Genomic DNA, 17,590 nt, shown 5'->3' with positions numbered 1-17,590 from the left:
CGCGCGATTACCAGGGGTCGAAGTATCGGCCGGGATCGCTGCGATGGTTGTCGGGAGCGGCCAGGGCGGAACCGAACAGGTCACCGCTGCGGTACACCAGTTCCAGCATGGGCTCGCGCAGCTCGCGCAGACCGTCCGGATCATCGGTGGCGACGTGATTGGTGACCATGGCGCTGAGGGCGGCGACCATGGTCCGGCAGGCGAAGCGCTGCTGCTCGGTCCGCGCGTCGAGTATTTCGGCGACCACGGCGACGAACGATTCCTGCAACTGTGCGCGCCGGGCGATCGCCTTCGGCCCGGCGGCATACACCTCGACCAGAAACAGGCGAGCGTAGGCGGGTTCGGCGGCCAGACCGTCCAGGTAGGCGTCCAGCAGAGCGCCGATCGGCGGCTCGGCGGCTCTCGTCGCCGGCCCGTTGTCCGGCTCCGGGGCGGGGCGCAAGGCGCGGCGGATGCGGCCGAGCAGCAGTTCCACGGCCCGCTCGTAGGCCGCCTCGAAACAGTCCTCCTTCGAACGGAACTGCTCGTAGAACGTTTCCCGCGAGACGCCCGCGCGCTTGATCACGGCCGCGACGGAGGTGCCGACATACCCCTTGTCCGCCATGGCGTCCGCCATCGCCACGAGGATGCGGTCCCGCTGTTCGCGGACGATCGTTTCCCGCGGAATTCCGTGCCGGCCGCGGGGCAGCCGGCGGTCCGCGGGGGCCGAGGCGGTCATAGCGCTACTCCATCGATCGATCGCGAACGGTTCGCCAAGGAAATTAGCTGGTTGCCTTCCATTCTGCGCGGGATCGCGTTCCGCAGCGGCCACACCCCCGCCCGACTCGATGATCTCTCCGGATATGGTGCTGTTGACGGAAGGCCAGTACCCATCGGGCCGTCACTAACGAGAGGACCAATCACCGTGGAGATTTCGGGCTCCGCCGCGATCATCACCGGAGCTGCGTCCGGTCTGGGCGCCGCAACCGCAAAACGCTTCGCCGACCAGGGCGCGACCGTATTCGGTCTCGACCTGGCGCAGTCGATCGAACGCGCCGGCGACAGCGTCCCCGCCGGTGTCACCCTGATCCCGACCGATGTGACCAGCAACGACGAGGTCGCCGCCGCGGTCGCGAAGGTGGTCGAATCCGGCGTTCCGCCGCGCATCGTGGTCAACTGCGCCGGCGTGGGCTGGGCGGGACGCATCCTGTCCAAGAACGGTCCGCACGATCTGGAGCTGTTCCGGACCGTGATCACCGTGAACCTGCTGGGCACCTTCAATGTGATGCGCCTGGCCGCCGACGCCATCGCCAAGACCGAGCCCGTCGACGAATACGGCCAGCGCGGCGTCGTGATCAACACCGCCTCGGTGGCGGCGTTCGAGGGCCAGATCGGCCAGATCGCCTACTCCGCCTCCAAGGGCGGCGTCGCCGGTATGACCGTCCCGGCCGCGCGCGACCTCGCGCAGTTCGGCATTCGCGTCAACACCATCGCCCCCGGCATCATCGACACCCCGATGCTGGCCGGCGTCACCGAGGAGTACCGCAAGGGCCTCGAGGCCGGCGTGCCGTTCCCGTCGCGCCTGGGCCGCCCGGACGAGTACGCCCAGCTGGCGCAGTACATCACCGAGCACGACTACCTCAACGGCGAAACCTTCCGCATGGACGGTGCGCTGCGCATGGCGCCGCGCTGACGCAGAGGTGTGGGGGCCTCGCCCCCACACTCCGCGGGCCCGCGCGTCCCGGTTCGGGATTCCTCAGTCGACGTCCAGGACGGCCTTGCCGAAAACCGTTCGGCTGAGCAGGCTTTCCGCTGCATCGGCGGCCCGATCCCAGCCGCCGCGCCAGCCCACCTGCGGATCGAGCTCCCCGCGGGCCACCAGCGACACCAGATAGGCCAGATCCGGTCCGAAACCGGGACCGACGGAGAAGGCCTCGATCCGCGCGCCCGGATTGGCCAGCCGGGCCTGTTCGAAGTCGATGCTTGTCGGCTCCATCGATGCCTTGCCGACGCTGAGGGCCAGCCCGCCCGGGGCCAGCAACGCGTACGCGTCGGACAGCAGCTGCCCGCCCACATTGTCGATCACGCCGACGACCGGTTCGCCGATGCCGGTCAATCCTCCCGAAACAACCTCCGCCGCACCGAGTTCGGTGAGGCCCGCGCCGCGTTCCGGCCGGCCGACCGCCGCGACCACATGGGCGCCCGCCCGGGCCGCGAGCTGGACCGCGAAGCGGCCGACGCCGCCCGAGGCGCCGGTGATCAGGATGCGGCGCCCGATCACCGGGCCGAGGCGGCGCAGGGCCCGCACGGCGGTGACACCGGCCACGGGCAATGCTGCGGCGGCGCCGTGCTCGACATCGTCCGGCAGTACCGCCAACTCGCCGGTATCGACCGCGCGCAGTTCCGCCCAGCCACCATTCCAGCCGAAGGTGACCACGCGCGTGCCCACCGGCGGACCGCTGCCGTCCGCCGCCGCCTCGACGACGACACCGGAAGCGTCCCAGCCGGCCACGCCACCGGGTGAGTAGTTCTTGCTCAGATACCTGACCTCGCCGAAATTCAGTGAGGTCGCGGCGATCCGCACCACCACCTGTCCGGTGCCGGGCACCGGATCGGGAGCCGTTGCGAGTCGCAGTCCATGCCGGGCAGCCGGGTCGTACACCAAAGCTCTCACACGATCACGAACCGCAGGGCCGCGGCCGACATTCCGCCCGCCCGGAATGTTCCCGGGCGGGCGGCCGATCGATCACAGCGTCTTGGTGAGCCGATCCGCCAGCAGCTGAGCGAAGTGAGCCGGATCCTTCAACTCCCCGCCCTCGGCGAGAACCGCTGTGCCGTACAGCAATTCCGCGGTCGCGGGCAGGTCCTCGGACTTGTCGTCCTTGGCGTAGGCGTCACGCAGTCCGGTGACCAGCGGGTGGTCCGGGTTGAGTTCCAGGATCCGCTTCGATTCCGGCAACGCCTGACCGGACGCCCGGTACATGCGCTCGAGTTGGGGCGTGAAGTCGAAGACGTCACCGACGATGCAGGCCGGGGAGGTGGTGAGGCGGGAGGTCAACCGCACCTCCTTGACGCTGTCGCTCAGCGTCTCCTGCAACCACTTCAGCACATCGCCGAAATCCTTCTCCTGCTGTTCACGCAGCTGCTCGGAGGCCTTCTTCTCCTCCTCGGTCTCCAGATCGACCTCACCCTTGGCGATCGACTGGAACGGCTTGCCGTCGAATTCCGGCACCGAACCGACCCACATCTCGTCGACCGGGTCGGTGAGGATCAGCACCTCGAGGCCCTTGGCCTTGAAGGCCTCCATATGCGGCGAATTCTCGATCTGCTGGCGAGATTCGCCGGTCATGTAATAGATCTTGTCCTGACCCTCGGCCATGCGCTCGACGTACTGCGCGAGAGTGGTCGGCTCCGAATCGGAATGGGTCGAGGCGAACGACGAGACCTGCAGGATGGTTTCGCGGTTGTCGAAATCGGAGAGCAAGCCCTCCTTGAGGACTCGGCCGAATTCGTTCCAGAAAGTGCGGTACTTCGAGTCTTTCGCCGACCCCGCCTCCGCGCCCTCGGTCGCTTCGGCCGTTTCGGCGGTCTGCATCTCCTTGATCGTCGAGAGCACCTTGCGGACCAGGCGCTTGCGAATCATCTGGATCTGACGATCCTGCTGGAGAATTTCGCGGGAAACGTTCAGCGACAGATCCTGCGCGTCGACCACGCCCTTGACGAAGCGCAGATACTCCGGCATGAGCTCTTCGCAGTTGTCCATGATGAACACGCGGCGCACATACAACTGCACCCCGCGCTTGTGCTCGCGCATGAACAGATCGAACGGCGCATGCGACGGAATGAACAGCAGCGCTTGATATTCGAAGGTGCCCTCGGCCTTGAGCGGAATGATCTCCAGCGGATCGTCCCAGGCGTGCGAGACGTGCTTGTAGAACTCCTTGTACTCCTCGTCGGACACATCGCTGCGCGGGCGCGTCCACAGCGCCTTCTGCGAATTGAGCGTCTGCTCCTCGAGGATGGTCTTTTCTTCCTTCTCCTCACCCTCGCCCTCGGTGACGGTGCGCTCCACCGTCATGCGAATCGGCCAGGAGATGAAGTCGGAGTACTTCTTGACGATTTCGCGGAGCTTCCACTCCTGCGTGTAGTCGAAGAGGTGATCGTCCTCGTCGGCGGACTTCAGGTGCAGCGAGACCGCGGTGCCCTGCGGGGCTTCGTCGAGGGTTTCGATGGTGTAGGTCGAACTGCCGGCGGCCGACTCCCAGCGGGTGCCGGAGGTCTCCCCCGCACGCCGGGTGGTGAGGGTGACCTTGTCGGCGACCATGAACGTCGAGTAGAAGCCGATGCCGAACTGGCCGATCAGATCCTCCGAGCTCACGGCGCTCTCGCCACCCTTGGACTCGAGCAGCTGCCGGCGGAGTTCGGCGGTTCCGGACTTGGCCAGCGTTCCGATCAGGTCGACGACCTCGGCCCGGGACATGCCGATACCGTTGTCGCGAACGGTCAGCACCCGAGCGTCCTTGTCGACCTCGAGCTCGATGTGCAGATCCGAGGTGTCGACCTCGAGATCCTTGTCCCGGAACGACTCGAGCCGCAGTTTGTCGAGCGCGTCCGAGGCATTCGAAATCAGTTCTCGAAGGAAGGTGTCCTTGTTCGAGTAGACCGAGTGGATCATCAGTTCCAGAAGCTGATGGGTCTCGGCCTGAAACTCCAGTTGTTCGACTTGATCGGTCACGTGCAGATATTACGACGAATCGGAGCGGGCTCGCGAAAGTCGGTCATCGCGGGAACCTCGGCATCGGCACTGTGCGGACCGGGCTGGGCGGGCGACATCCACTCCCGTAACACGTGCGTCGCGCGCACATCGTCCTCGTTGTATTCCAGCAGGCGAGTGCGCTGGGACAGATCCGGTTCGCCGTCGTAACCGACCGCGAGCCGGTACCAACTCATCGACGCCTCACCGCCGGCCTCGGGGTCGCGCCAGCCGAATCCGGCGACCGGCGCGATCTTCTTCAGGCCCTTCCCGTTCGGGCAGATGAACTGCTCGGAGACGGCCTGGAACATATCCACCCATTGCGGACTGTCGACGAAGGCCCGGATCTCGGCCTCGGTGGGAATTCCCGGCAGGCCGGCGAAGCGCCGGGCCGATTCGTACAGCCATTTGTCCTCCGCGGTGCGGGAGTAGCAGTACGCGGCGAAGGTCTTGCCCGCCGCGGCCGCCTCCGCACGCACGCCCATCAACCAGGTCCAGAATTCCGCGAACGATCGGGCCTCGTCCACGGTCGGCAGCGGTTCCCAGGTGAAAAAGGGCCGGTAAACGCCGTCGAGCAGGGTGCCCCACAGATAGGCCCCGTGCTCCTGATAGCTCTCCAGATCGACGTCGACCTCGACATCCGCCCGGTGTACCCGCACCCGGTCCACCCGGCGGACCAGCGGCGCGCCCGAAATCCAGGCGCGGGCGGTGACCACCGTCTCCGCGAACGGCTCGTACTGCCAGTCCTCGGGTTCGGGGCCCGACCACTCCGCCAGATCGTCGATGGTCTGCACGCCGTGCCGGCGCAGCAGTTCGGCGCGCGAGCCCGGGGCGACGAGGCTGACGTCGCGATGGGCGGCCAGCCAACCCTCACAACTGACGGCGGGCGGATCGGTGATCTCGGCGGCGCCGGCCTCGGCGGGAATCGGGGCGCGGGTCCACCACGGACACTGCCGGCACTCCGGGACCTTCGACGGAACCGTCGGCAATTCGCCGCGGACCACGGCGATCCGATCGGCATAGCGACGGTCGTACTCGTCGAGCACCGGAGCCAGATCGTGCACCAGGATGCGGTCGAAGTGATAGCCGATGGCCCCGCCGACCAGGGCGGGACTGGCGAATCCGTGCCGTTGCAGCATCCGGTACAGATGGGCCAACCGCTGCTGATCCCGGGGCTGGGTCCGCATCCGCACATGCCGGTCGGGCTGCGGATTCCAGTGATAGAGGTCCGAGGTGGTGGGGTGGAAATCGGCCGGATCGGGTTGCCGGGGGTCGGTCACCTTGTGGTTGACCACGATGACCGGGATGTATCCGCCCCGATCGACATCGCGCAGCAGAATCTCGCAGCCGCCGCGCCGGCCGGTGTCCGGTTCCTGCGGCAGCAACGCGCCCCAGATCCGCGGCGTCCCTTCCGCGCAGGCGCGCAGCGTGGCCGCGGCCCGGGCAGTCGCGGGCTGATCCGGGTCGATGATCACCCAGGATTGCGGGTCGGCGGCGACGAGGGTGTCGCGAACCCGGGACCGATGCGCGGTGGCCGCGTCGCGGCGCTGTTTGACCCCGGCGTCCTCGGCGACCCCGAGCAGACGTTCCGGATGGGTGGCGTCCAGGTGCAGCCGGTGGCGGCAGCCGACCAGGGCGCGGGCGTCGACGTAGGCGACGGCGGGACCGCGCTCGGCCACGGCCGACCCGTTCGGCTCGTCGGACGAATCATGCTGTGCCCGTTGTGCTTCCACAGGCACCACGACAGCTCGGCGAGCAGCAGCCCGCCGCTCGTCGCCTCCGCCGTCCTCCTCGCGACCGTCCCGGTCGCCGCTGCCCGAATACACGCTAAGCAGTATGGTCCCTACCTCCGACACTCCCGCGAACCGCCCGCGTGCACGGGGTGCGGATCGCCGTGACCTCGGCGGTTGTGACCGGTCGTCGGGCCGCTCGGCGCGCAATGCCCGGCGCCGCGAACCGCGGACCGGCCGCCGCGGCGGCGCCCGAACGCGCGCATCCCGCTACAGTTGGCGCAAACCGTGTGGCATGTGGGTTATCAGCATGACGGAATCTTCGTGACGGAGGGCCTTTCGATGGGGTTGTTCACCAAGCGCAAGCGGCGTGCGGACCGCAAAGCCGAGGCGAAAGCCCTCAAGCACAAAGCCGCGATGGAGGCCAAACTCAGCGCCCGCAACGAACGCAAACGCCAGCGCGCGGAAATCCGCACCCAGCGCGAGGTGGCGAAGGCCCAGATCGCGACGCTGAAGGCAGAGGAGAAGGCCGCCCTCAAGGCCGCCGAGCGCGCCGATCGGGAACTGCTCACCGCGAGCCAGGTCAAGAAGTACCTGGGTGTGGCGCGCGTACTGGTCCCGGTGCTGGCGCCGCTCGCCTACCGGGCCGCGACCTATCTGCGCGGGCAGATCGACACCCGCCGGGCCCACCGCCTCGGCATCGGCATCGGCGAACTCGGCAACTTCAGCGGTCACGGCGCCCGGCTGCAGGCACGGATCGCGGGGGTGGAGTCGACCCTGGCCGGGATCGAGAACTCCGCCGACAAGAGTGGTGAGACCGCGAAATTCGTGGCCGCCACGCGCGATCGGCTGAGCAGTCTGGCCGCGGCCGTGCGCACCGCCGAGCAGATGCCGGCGCCGCGGCGGCGGGCCGTGCACAACTCCATCTCGCACGAACTGTCCGGCGTCGAAGCCGATATTCTCGCGCGCCTCGGCGTGCGCTGAGCGACCGTCCCGCACATGTCGCCCCGTGTCCGGCCCGCCGCAGGATCATCGCCCGCGCGATATCCGGCCCGGCCCGGCACGGAGGCGATGCGCGGTGGGCTCGTCGGCGCGGCGGTGGTGGTGCTCGCCAGCGCCGCACACGGCTGGGCCGGCGGTGGTTATCCGGCCTCGGCGGCGCTCGCCCTGCTACTGCTGAGCGCGGCGACGGCCGGGACGCTCGCGGCCTTGCTGCCATCGGCCGGCGGGAGCCGAGGCCGGCTGGCGGTGCTCGCCACCCTCGGCGGCGGACAGGCGGTGGCACACCTCGCACTGAGCCTGCTCGCCGCCCACCATTCCGATGAGACTCCCTGCCGCAGCGGCCTTTTCGCTGTCGGCTCGATGTCGGCGGGTGGCTCGATGACGATCGCTCATATCGTCGCCACCGTCGTCTGCGCGGTGCTCATCGTCGCCACCGAACGGTTCTATGCCGCGCTGTCGCGCACACTTCGTTCGATCATCACCCGGCCGGGAGCACTGCCCGGCGCCGCCGCCGCGCGGCCGCGAACCGGCACCCGGCGCGCATGGGAACAACTGTGCGTCGGCGCGGTCGGACCGCGCGCACCACCGGTACCCGCCTGAACCGATCCGCTCACCTCAGGCATATCGCCACGTACCGAGAAAGTCATCCACCGTGAGATCATCTGTGTCTCTTGCGCTTTCGCGCGCCCTCGTCGCCACCGGCGCCGCCGCCGGTCTCGCCCTGTTCGCCGCCGGAACGGCTGCCGCGCACGTCACCGCCGACGCGCCCGGGGCCACCCAGGGCGGCTACGCCGTCGTCACCTTCCGGGTACCGACCGAATCCGCGACCGCGTCCACCACCAAGCTGACCGTGGCCCTGCCGCAGGTCGCCTCCGCCCGCACCGAACCGCTGCCGGGCTGGACCGCCAAGGTCGAGAAGAACGACAAGAACCAGTTCACCTCCGTGACCTGGACCGCCGCACCGGGTAATCCGGGCATCACCCCCGAGCAGTTCCAGCGCTTCGCCGTCTCGGTCGGCCCGCTGCCGAAACAGGACAAGATCAGCTTCCCGGCGACCCAGACCTACAGCGACGGCAAAGTGGTCAACTGGAACGAACCGATGCCCGCCGGCGGCGACGAACCCGAACATCCGGCGCCCACGGTCGCCCTCGCCGCGGGGCACGACGCCGACGACGATCACGGCGCCGCCGGCGCGACCTCGGGCGAAAGCCACTCCGACCAGGCCGATTCCGACAACACCGCGCGCTGGCTGGGTGGTATCGGCCTGGTGCTGGGCGCACTCGGCGCGGCGCTCGGTCTGGGCAGCCTGATCCGGGGGCGGCGCGCATGATCCGCCGCATCCTGCTGGCCGTCGTCGGTGTGCTGGCCGCGGGCGGACTCGCGATCGCGGTGGCGGGTCCCGCTGCCGCCCACTCGACCGTGGTCGCCACCGATCCGGCCGACGGTGCCAGGATCGCCACCGGTCCGGCTCGGGTCAGCATCACCTTCAACGAGAATCTGCAGCCGAGCTTTCCGTCACTGACCGTGGTGGGACCCGACGGCAATCTGTGGTCGAAGGGTAAGCCCGTGGTGGACGGGCCGACCGTCAGCATCGAGGTCGGCGATCTGGGACCGGCCGGGACCTACACCATGGCCTACCGCGTCACCTCGGCCGATGGCCATCCGGTCAGCGGCACCCGCGCCTTCGAGTTGACCGCGCCCGGCCACGGCACGCCGGGGCCCAAGGCCGATGCGAAGAGCAACTCCGGTGAGGGTGGCGATTCCGGCGGCGTTCCGCTGTGGGTGTTCATCGTCGCCGCCGTCGTGCTGTTCGGTGGCGGTCTCGCGTTCGCGCTGTTCGGCGGTCGCTCCCGGCGGTCGGGTAGCGGCGGCAAACCATGAGACCGGGGACGACCGGCGGCAGATCGACGGCGCTGCGATACGCGTTGCTGCTGGTCGTCCCGGCCGCCCTCGTCGGCGTCGGGCTGGGATGGGCGTTGGCCGCTCCCGATCCGGTCCAGGCCGAGGCCCCGGTGCGCGCCCTGGCCGACGGTCTCGGTGCCACCGTGCTCGGCCTGGCCGTCCTGCCCCGCCTGCACGATCGACTGCGGCCGGCATGGCGGCTGCTCGCGGTGCTCGGCGGACTCTGGTCGCTGGCGGAATTCGTCCTGCTCGCCACCGAGGCCGCCGAAGTGGTCGGCGTCTCGGTACTCGGTTTGCGGGCAGCCGATTTCGGTGACTACCTGGCCCATGTGAGCGGTGGTCAGATCGGGATCGCGGTACTGATCGGCACGGTCGCGGTGGCCGGATACAGCACCCTGGCCTATCGCCGGCGGGAGCGCGGGACCACCGACCTGGTGCTGGTGTTCGCCGCGGTCACCCTGGTGTTGCGGCCGATCACCGGGCATATGTCGCAGCAGACGCTGGGCTCGGTGCTGGCCGCCGTGCACGCTCTGGCCGCGGCCGCTTGGTTCGGGATGCTGGTGGCATTGGCACTGGTGGTGCGCACGCGCGGCGAATGGGCCGTCATCCTGCCGCGCTATTCCGGATGGGCGCTGCCCGCCATCGCCGCCGTAACGGTGACCGGGATCTGCAACGGACTCGTTCGGATCGGCGATCTCGCGGCCCTCGTGGACACCGGCTACGGCCGGATCCTGCTCGCCAAAACGATCATGGTCGTCGCGCTGCTGGGGCTGGGCTGGTGGTGGCGGCGCAGTTGGGTGCCGGTGGCGAGCGACCATCGGATGAGTGCGGAATCGTCGCTGCGTCGGGCCCTGCTCGAGGTGGCGGTGATGGCCGTGGTCTTCGGTCTGGCCGCCACCCTGTCGGTTACCGCCTGATCCTCGCGGCGGGTCACGATATAGCGCCCGAACTGGAGTGATAGCAATTACATCCGGCACGGGCCGGACTGCAACACGTTACGGTGACACGCATGACCGCAGTGAAGATCGTGGCCGACTGCGCCGCGCCGGCCGAGACCGCGTTCGCCTATGTCGACGACTATCGGCATCTGCCGGAATTCGTCACCGAGGTCCATTCCTTCCGCCCGGTCACCGAACAGGTGGGCGGGTTGGGCGCGACCTTCGACACCGAGATCAAACTCGGCCCGGCGTCGCTGACCTCGCGGCTGCAGATCGTGCGTTGGGAGGAGAACGTCGCGATCGCGGTCAAGGCGGTCACCGGATTCGAGATCGAATCGACCTTCCTGTTCCATCCCCGCGGCGAATCCGCCTGCACCGTGGACGCGATCGTCGAATACCGGGTACCCGGCGGTATCGCCGGCAAGGTGCTGGGCAAGACCATCGAGCCGTTCGTGAAACTGTCGGTCAAACACACCACCCACAATCTGACCACCAAGATCGCCGAATATCACCGGTCGCTGGACGGCTGACCGCGGCTGCGCGGTCGCAAGGTCTCAGGATGAGCGGATCGGCCACATGGCAAGCTTGGTTGGTGACCGATTCAGCAAACCCAGTGGCAACCGCCGACCTCGCCGATGAGATCGGCCCCGAGATCCGCAGCTGTGACACCCAGTTCACGCAGTTCGGCGGCAATCCGGTGTTCAGCGGACGCATCGTCACCATCCGCTGCTTCCAGGACAACCTGTTGGTCAAGCAGACTCTCAGCGAACCCGGCGAGGGGCGGGTCCTCGTTGTCGACGGCGGCGGCAGCGTCCACACCGCACTCGTCGGCGACATCATCGCCGGGCGCGGTGTCGACAACGGCTGGGCCGGCGTGATCGTGAACGGCGCCGTGCGCGATTCGGCGATTCTGCGCACCCTGAATATCGGTATCAAGGCGCTGGGCACCAATCCGCGCAAGAGTACGCAGACCGGTTCCGGTGAGCGTGACGTGCCGGTCGAATTCGGCGGCGTCACCTTCGTGCCCGGCGAGATGCTCTACAGCGATCACGACGGGATCGTCGTGCGCGCCGAATGACTCGTCGATCGCCGCCGGATCAGCCGGCCGCCACGCGTACCCGGTGGCCGGCCAGGGCGACGACGTCTCCGGCGTGGAGTTGGCGCCCCCGCCGTAGCTCCACCTCGTCGTTGACCCGGACCAGTCCGGCGGCGATCACGGTCTTCGCCTCCGAGCCGCTGTCGATGAGATTGGCCAGCTTCAGAAATTGCCCGAGTCGAATGACATCGTCTTCGATCGGCACATCGACTGGATCCGACATGGGGTACATCTTTACCGCCGCGATCGACGGGCCGCACGCCGCCCCCATCGAGGGCCGGGCGTCGAGGCCCGCCGGCGCTGCCGCCGGTATCCGGCGAAAGGATCGAATATGACCGTGCACGAGCAGGACTCGCCCGGTGACCTTCTCCCGGTGAGCGGCCCCAGCCCGCACACTGGACCGGTGACTTCCACGCAAGACCGGCTCCACGACCGCGATCGCAGATCACCGTCCTCCCCGGTTCCGCATCGCGCCCACGGTCGGCTCAGCGAAGTCCCGCACCTGGTCGGTCTGGTCCTGGGCGTCTTCTCGATTCTCTGTGCGCTGTGGAGCATTTCGCCCGGACTGCGCTTTCTGACCTCGGTGCCGCGACACTATCTGGACGCCTACTACTTCGACGCGCCCGACACCAACCTGATGTGGGCGGTGATCGTAGGTCTGCTCGCCGGCGCCACCGCCTCCCGAAAACGGATCGCCTGGTGGCTGCTGGTCGGCTACATGGCGCTGTTCGCCCTGGCCAACGCGCTGGATATCGCCGAGGAACAGGATCCACACGCCGTCGCGGCGCTGATCGTGCACATCGCGGTGATCGGGCTGATGATCGCGGCCTGGCCCGAGTTCTACACCCGGGTGCGCCGCGGCGCGGTCTGGAAGGCCCTGGGTGTTCTCATCGGCGGGCTGGTGGTCGGCAGTCTGCTCGGCTGGGGTCTGGTGGAATTGTTCCCCGGCAGTCTGCCGCGCGGGGCGGAACGTCCGTTGTGGGCGGTTTCCCGGGTGACCGCGACAATCCTGGTCGCCGACAACAACTTCGACGGTCATCCACCCCACCCGGTGAATCTGCTGCTCGGCCTCTTCGGCGCGATCGCGCTGCTGGCCGCGGCGCTGGTGCTGTTCCGCTCGCAGCGGGCCGCCAATGCGATGACCGGCCTGGACGAGTCGGCCGTGCGCGGACTGCTCGATCGCTCCGATGTCGAGGATTCCCTGGGCTACTTCGCGACTCGCCGCGACAAGGCGGTGGTGTTCGCGCCCAGCGGCAAGGCCGCGATCACCTATCGGGTGGAACTCGGGGTCTGCCTGGCCTCGGGCGATCCGATCGGTGTCCGGGAGGCGTGGTCGCAGGCCATCGATGCCTGGTTGCGGCTGGCCGACGAATACGGTTGGGCGCCCGCGGTGATGGGCGCGAGCGAACTCGGCGCCACCGCCTACCGGCGTGCCGGCCTGTCGGCGCTGCGGCTCGGTGACGAAGCGATCCTCGACACCCGGTCGTTCTCGCTGGCCGGGCCGGAGATGAAGCAGGTTCGCCAGGCCGCCAACCGGTTACGCAAACAGGGCTTCACGACCCGGATCCGCCGGCACAGCGAATTGACGCCGGACGAGATGGCGCAGATGATCGCCCGCGCCGACGCCTGGCGCGATACCGAAACCGAGCGCGGCTTCTCGATGGCGCTCGGTCGGCTCGGCGACCGGCTCGACGGCGACAGCCTGCTGGTCGAGGCCGTCGACCCCGCGGGCCGGGTGTGGGGCATGCTGTCGTTGGTGCCGTGGGGACGCAGCGGCGTCTCGCTCGATGTGATGCGCCGGGATCCCAAGGGCCCCAACGGAATCATGGAATTCATGATCTCCCAGCTGGCGCTCGGCTCGGAGCAGTACGGCATCACCCGGGTCTCGTTGAACTTCGCCGTATTCCGCTCGGTGTTCGAGGAAGGCGGGCGGATCGGCGCCGGCCCGGTGCTGCGGCTCTGGCGCAGCGTGCTGATGTTCTTCAGCCGCTGGTGGCAGCTCGAGGCGCTGTACCGATCCAATGTGAAATACCAGCCGCAGTGGGTGCCGCGGTTCTTCATCTTCGAGGAACGCCGGCAGCTGCCGCGGGTGGCGCTCGCCAGTGCGCTGGCCGAGGGCTTCCTCCCCCGATTCGGCAAACAGCCGGATGCCTCGGCCCACACCGGTCTGCATTCCACGGTTCCGGAGACCCTGACCGGCCTGCATGCCGACGGCAGCCCGCCCGAACCGCCGCCCTCGGCGCTCGAACAGGCCGCGGCCCGGCGGCCCGAGCAGGTGCGGGTGCGGATGGACAAGGTGCAGCGGCTGGAACAGGCCGGGATCGACGCCTACCCGGTGGCCTATGCGCCGACCCATTCGATCGCCGATGCCCGCCGCTCCCCCAAGGGCACGACGGTGCGGGTGTGCGGGCGGCTGTTACGGATTCGCGATTACGGCGGCGTCATCTTCGCGGTGCTGCGGGACTGGTCCGACGATATCCAGATCCTCATCGACCGGGACCGGGTCGGCGCGCGCCGCTCACGCTCGTTCGACGAATACTTCGACCTCGGGGACCTGATCGAGGTCAGCGGACAGATCGGCGCCAGCCGGCGGGGCGAGCTGTCCCTGCTGGCCCAGGATTGGCGGATGATCGGCAAATGCCTGCATCCGCTGCCGGACAAGTGGCGTGGCCTCGCCGATCCCGAGGCGCGGGTGCGCCGGCGCTTCGTCGACATGTCGATCAACGTCGAAACCCGCGAGGTGCTGGCCAAACGCAGTGCGGTGGTGCGCTCGCTGCGGGATACGTTGAACGGCTGGGGTTTTCTCGAAGTCGAGACGCCGGTGCTGCAACAGGTGCACGGCGGCGCCAACGCCGCGCCGTTCCGCACCCACATCAACGCCTACGACCTCGACCTGTATCTACGGATCGCGCCCGAGCTGTATCTCAAGCGACTGTGCGTCGGCGGTATGGAGAAGGTCTTCGAACTCGGCCGGGTCTTCCGCAACGAGGGTGTGGACTTCAGCCACAATCCGGAATTCACGATTCTGGAAGCCTATGAGGCGCACAGCGATTACGAACGGATGATGCACGCCTGCCGGCAGCTGATCCAGAACGCGGCGATCGCGGCGAACGGGGCGTGCGTGGCGCTGCGTCCCGGCCCGGACGGGACCCTCACCGAGGTCGACATCTCCGGCGATTGGCCGGTACGCACGGTGCACGGCGCGATTTCCGAGGCGATCGGCGAATCCATCACCCCCGAGACCGACGTCGACCGGCTGCGCCTGCTGTGCGACAAGGCCGAGGTGCCGTATCAGCCCGGCTGGGACGCCGGCCAGATCGTGCTGGAAATGTACGAACATCTGGTGGAGGACCGGACCCAGGAACCGACCTTCTACATCGACTTCCCCACCTCGGTTTCGCCACTCACCCGGGCCCACCGCAGTATCGAGGGTGTCGCCGAACGCTGGGACCTGGTGGCGTGGGGGGTGGAACTCGGCACCGCCTACAGCGAACTGACCAATCCGATCGAACAGCGCCGGCGCCTCACCGAACAGTCGCTGCTGGCCGCGGGCGGCGATCCGGAGGCCATGGAACTGGACGAGGACTTCCTGGAGGCACTGGAATTCGCGATGCCGCCGACCGGCGGCCTCGGCGTGGGCGTGGACCGGGTCGTCATGTTGATCACCGGCCGCAGCATCCGCGAAACCCTGCCGTTCCCGCTGGTCAAACCACGCACCGGCCAGGGCGAGGGCCGCTGAGCGCCATGAGCCGCCGGTACCCGTCGCCACGGCGGGAACCGGCGTCCGGCACAGTAGATCCGTGCAGCTCGTTCTCGTGCGCCACGCCCAGCCCGGGCGGGTGCTGACCACCGACGGTCCCGCCGACCCCGAACTCACCCCGCTGGGGGCCGAACAGGCCCGGCGGGTGCCGGCCGTGATCACTCGCTTCGCCGGTGGGGGGCACCGGATCGCCCGGGTGCTGTCCAGTCCACAGCGCCGCGCGCTGGATACCGCGGCGCCGACGGCGGAGAAGCTGGGACTGCCGGTCGAGGTGCTCGACGGACTGGCCGAATACGACCGGGACCTGCCCGCCTACATCCCGATCGAGGATGCCAAACGCGATTTCCGCGCCACCTACGACCGGATCAAGGCCGGGCATCTGCCCGAACAGATCGACGGGCCCGCGTTCGTATCCCGAGTGCTCGATACGGTCGCGCAGATCGTCGACCGAGCCGAACCGGCCGACACCGTGGTGGCCTTCGCTCACGGCGGAGTGGTCAACGTGCTGCTACAGGACGTTCTGGGCCTGGAGCGCCCGCTGACCTTCCCGATCGACTACTGCTCGATCACCCGAATCCTGTTCTCCCGCAGCGGTCGCCGGACCGCCGCGACGATCAACGAGAACAGTCACGTGTGGGATCTGCTGCCGCGCAATCTCCCGGACACGAACTGACACTGCCGAATTCACAGCGGATTACCAGCGCGATCGGCTGCTCGTCCCAGCGGCCGCTCGTTCGATGGGAGTCGTGGGCCCGCACGACGGCCCATGTTCCGCGAGAAAGGTAGTCCGTTGCTCTCCTCCACGAATACCACCCGCCGCCGGCTTATCGCCCGCATCGCGATCGCCGGCGCGGTAGCCGTCGCCCCCGTGGCGGCGGTCGGCGTTCCCGCCTTCGCCGACACTCCGTCCGCCGCCCCGATCGACCGGCACGACCACGATCACGACGGATGGCGCCATCACCACGACCACGATCGCGACAACGGTCCCTGGCAGCCGGGCGGATTCCCCGGCGGCTTCCTGCCCGCTCCCCCACCCACCGGCTCGTTCGGCTGAGTCGCCGTAGCCGAACTCGCCGTAGCCGGACGTGCCCGAAGGCCACTCCGATGGGAGTGGCCTTCGCCGTCATGGCGGCATTCTGTCGGACCGGAGAATTTCGCGTCACCCGTCGGAAACCGGTCCGCCCGGACGACTATGAAGGTGTGAGCACGAGACCGCCCGTGCGGCCCGATCCGGCGTTCGGGTTGCTGGAGCTGTACGACGAGGCGTTGCCGCACGTCTACGGCTATCTGCTGGCTCGGTGCGGGGAGCGGGCGCTGGCCGAGGACCTGACGGCGGAGACCTTTCTCGCCGCGGTGGCGGCGGTGCGCAAGCCCGGCGCCACGCGGCCCTCGGTGCCGTGGTTGATCGGAGTGGCCAGGCACAAGCTGGCCGATCATTGGCGACGGGTCGAGCGGGAGCAGCGCGGGCTGCGAGCGTGGGACAGCGATCCCGTCGAGCACCAGGCGGAGGATCCCTGGGACGGCGCGCTCGACGCGATCCGCGCCCGCGATGTGCTCGCCCAGCTCGGTCCGCATCATCGGGCCGCGCTGACGCTGCGCTATGTGGACGGCCTGCCGGTCGGTGAGGTCGCCGCCCACCTCGATCGAACCGTGCACGCCACCGAGGCGCTACTGGTCCGCGCCCGCAATGCCTTTCGCCGGGCCTACGTGGGAGAGGAGGGCTGACATGACCGATCCGCTGGATGCCCTTCGCGCGCCCGCCGAGCCGGTTCACCCGGACCCGGCCTTCGCCGAGCGGCTGCGGGAACGGCTGGTCGATGCCGTCGTGCACGCTGCCGCCGGCCGTTCCGCGACGGACCGAACTGCTCGCGAATCCGATGTCCCGACCCCGAGAGGAGCGATCATGACCGAAGCCGACACCCGTGGCTCGGCCGCGGAGCCGGCTACCTCGTACCCGGCCCTCACGCCCTATATCGTCGTCGACGACGCCCGCCGAGCCCTGGACTGGTACGTCACCGTCTTCGGGGCGACGCGGCGCGGTGAGCCGATCGTCAACGCGGACGGCACCATCGGGCACGCCGAACTCGGTCTCGGCAACGCGGTGCTGATGGTCTCCGAACGGTCCGAACTGTGGCCCGACGTTCCGGTCGCGCCACCCGCCGGCCCCACCCACAGCCACTCGCTGCACCTGCAGGTCGGTGAGGTGGACGAGTTGACCCGCCGCGCCGCGGCCGCCGGGGCCGCCGTCGAGCGCCAGCCCCGCGACCAGCCCTACGGTCGTGGCTCGGTCATCGTCGACCCGTTCGGACACCGCTGGATCCTGCTCGTGGCGCCCCACGAGACCCGGTGAGACCGTCCGTTGTCGCGCCCGGTGAACGCATCGAGGGCCGGCCCCGATTGTCCGGGGCCGGCCCTCGTCGGTGGTGAACC

Annotated in this window: 18 protein-coding genes; 13 read left to right on the top strand and 5 right to left on the bottom strand. The window is 68.8% G+C overall.

The window, feature by feature from the left end:
• Positions 1–7: 7 nt before the first annotated feature.
• Entirely contained in the window at positions 8–718 is a 711-nt protein-coding gene (locus tag ON37_RS00240) for a TetR/AcrR family transcriptional regulator (RefSeq protein ID WP_051030988.1), read from the bottom strand.
• Between the two features lie 186 nt (positions 719–904).
• Here ON37_RS00240 and ON37_RS00235 point away from each other — a divergent pair, with 186 nt between their 5' ends.
• Positions 905–1,672: an SDR family NAD(P)-dependent oxidoreductase gene (locus tag ON37_RS00235; protein WP_040715177.1), complete on the top strand. Its 768-nt coding sequence runs from the start codon at positions 905–907 to the stop codon at positions 1,670–1,672.
• A gap of 63 nt (positions 1,673–1,735) precedes the next feature.
• On the opposite strand, the gene ON37_RS00230 is transcribed toward ON37_RS00235, so the two are convergent.
• From ON37_RS00230 to ON37_RS00220, 3 genes are all read right to left on the bottom strand, one after another.
• A complete protein-coding gene (locus ON37_RS00230) occupies positions 1,736–2,653 on the bottom strand; it encodes a zinc-binding dehydrogenase (protein WP_040715175.1) in 918 nt (305 codons plus the stop codon).
• A gap of 72 nt (positions 2,654–2,725) precedes the next feature.
• Entirely contained in the window at positions 2,726–4,714 is a 1,989-nt protein-coding gene (htpG, locus tag ON37_RS00225; protein WP_040715172.1) for a molecular chaperone HtpG, read from the bottom strand.
• Positions 4,711–6,411, bottom strand: coding sequence for a TM0106 family RecB-like putative nuclease (locus tag ON37_RS00220; RefSeq protein WP_245552905.1), 1,701 nt, complete (start codon positions 6,409–6,411; stop codon positions 4,711–4,713). The genes htpG and ON37_RS00220 overlap by 4 nt, the downstream gene beginning before the upstream one ends.
• A gap of 393 nt (positions 6,412–6,804) precedes the next feature.
• On the opposite strand from ON37_RS00220, the gene ON37_RS00215 reads away from it, so the two are divergent.
• From ON37_RS00215 to rraA, 7 genes are all read left to right on the top strand, one after another.
• Complete coding sequence (locus ON37_RS00215) at positions 6,805–7,446, top strand: DUF6474 family protein (RefSeq protein ID WP_040715289.1); 642 nt, start codon at positions 6,805–6,807, stop codon at positions 7,444–7,446.
• 87 nt (positions 7,447–7,533) lie between these two features.
• Positions 7,534–8,064 carry a hypothetical protein gene (locus ON37_RS00210; protein WP_051030986.1) on the top strand — a complete coding sequence of 177 codons (531 nt, stop codon included), beginning with the start codon at positions 7,534–7,536 and terminating at the stop codon, positions 8,062–8,064.
• 64 nt (positions 8,065–8,128) lie between these two features.
• Positions 8,129–8,794 carry a YcnI family copper-binding membrane protein gene (locus tag ON37_RS00205; RefSeq protein WP_040715170.1) on the top strand — a complete coding sequence of 222 codons (666 nt, stop codon included), beginning with the start codon at positions 8,129–8,131 and terminating at the stop codon, positions 8,792–8,794.
• Positions 8,791–9,345: a copper resistance CopC family protein gene (locus ON37_RS00200; protein ID WP_040715168.1), complete on the top strand. Its 555-nt coding sequence runs from the start codon at positions 8,791–8,793 to the stop codon at positions 9,343–9,345. Before ON37_RS00205 ends, ON37_RS00200 begins: the two co-directional genes overlap by 4 nt.
• Positions 9,342–10,283 carry a CopD family protein gene (locus ON37_RS00195; RefSeq protein WP_040715167.1) on the top strand — a complete coding sequence of 314 codons (942 nt, stop codon included), beginning with the start codon at positions 9,342–9,344 and terminating at the stop codon, positions 10,281–10,283. The genes ON37_RS00200 and ON37_RS00195 overlap by 4 nt, the downstream gene beginning before the upstream one ends.
• A gap of 92 nt (positions 10,284–10,375) precedes the next feature.
• Complete coding sequence (locus ON37_RS00190) at positions 10,376–10,834, top strand: SRPBCC family protein (protein ID WP_040715165.1); 459 nt, start codon at positions 10,376–10,378, stop codon at positions 10,832–10,834.
• Positions 10,835–10,896: 62 nt separating this feature from the next.
• On the top strand, positions 10,897–11,382 hold the full coding sequence (gene rraA / locus ON37_RS00185) for a ribonuclease E activity regulator RraA (RefSeq protein ID WP_040715162.1): 486 nt from the start codon (positions 10,897–10,899) through the stop codon (positions 11,380–11,382).
• Positions 11,383–11,401: 19 nt separating this feature from the next.
• Here rraA and ON37_RS00180 read toward each other — a convergent pair whose 3' ends face one another.
• On the bottom strand, positions 11,402–11,623 hold the full coding sequence (locus ON37_RS00180) for an RNA-binding S4 domain-containing protein (protein WP_040715160.1): 222 nt from the start codon (positions 11,621–11,623) through the stop codon (positions 11,402–11,404).
• 180 nt (positions 11,624–11,803) lie between these two features.
• Here ON37_RS00180 and lysX point away from each other — a divergent pair, with 180 nt between their 5' ends.
• From lysX to ON37_RS00155, 5 genes are all read left to right on the top strand, one after another.
• Positions 11,804–15,139 (top strand): bifunctional lysylphosphatidylglycerol synthetase/lysine--tRNA ligase LysX, encoded by a 3,336-nt coding sequence (gene lysX / locus ON37_RS00175; RefSeq protein ID WP_040715286.1) that lies wholly within the window; start codon positions 11,804–11,806, stop codon positions 15,137–15,139.
• A gap of 61 nt (positions 15,140–15,200) precedes the next feature.
• On the top strand, positions 15,201–15,833 hold the full coding sequence (locus tag ON37_RS00170) for a histidine phosphatase family protein (protein ID WP_040715159.1): 633 nt from the start codon (positions 15,201–15,203) through the stop codon (positions 15,831–15,833).
• Between the two features lie 117 nt (positions 15,834–15,950).
• Positions 15,951–16,214 (top strand): hypothetical protein, encoded by a 264-nt coding sequence (locus ON37_RS00165; RefSeq protein ID WP_245552879.1) that lies wholly within the window; start codon positions 15,951–15,953, stop codon positions 16,212–16,214.
• Positions 16,215–16,360: 146 nt separating this feature from the next.
• On the top strand, positions 16,361–16,885 hold the full coding sequence (locus tag ON37_RS00160) for an RNA polymerase sigma factor (RefSeq protein ID WP_040715284.1): 525 nt from the start codon (positions 16,361–16,363) through the stop codon (positions 16,883–16,885).
• A gap of 1 nt (position 16,886) precedes the next feature.
• The gene (locus ON37_RS00155; RefSeq protein ID WP_051030985.1) at positions 16,887–17,510 is read left to right on the top strand and encodes a VOC family protein; all 624 of its coding nucleotides are present in this window, start codon (positions 16,887–16,889) and stop codon (positions 17,508–17,510) included.
• The last annotated feature ends 80 nt before the right edge of the window (positions 17,511–17,590 follow it).

The sequence above is a fragment of the Nocardia veterana NBRC 100344 genome, assembly GCF_000308855.1.
Classification (GTDB): Bacteria; Actinomycetota; Actinomycetes; order Mycobacteriales; family Mycobacteriaceae; genus Nocardia; species Nocardia veterana.
This window is presented reverse-complemented; position numbering and strand designations above follow the sequence as displayed.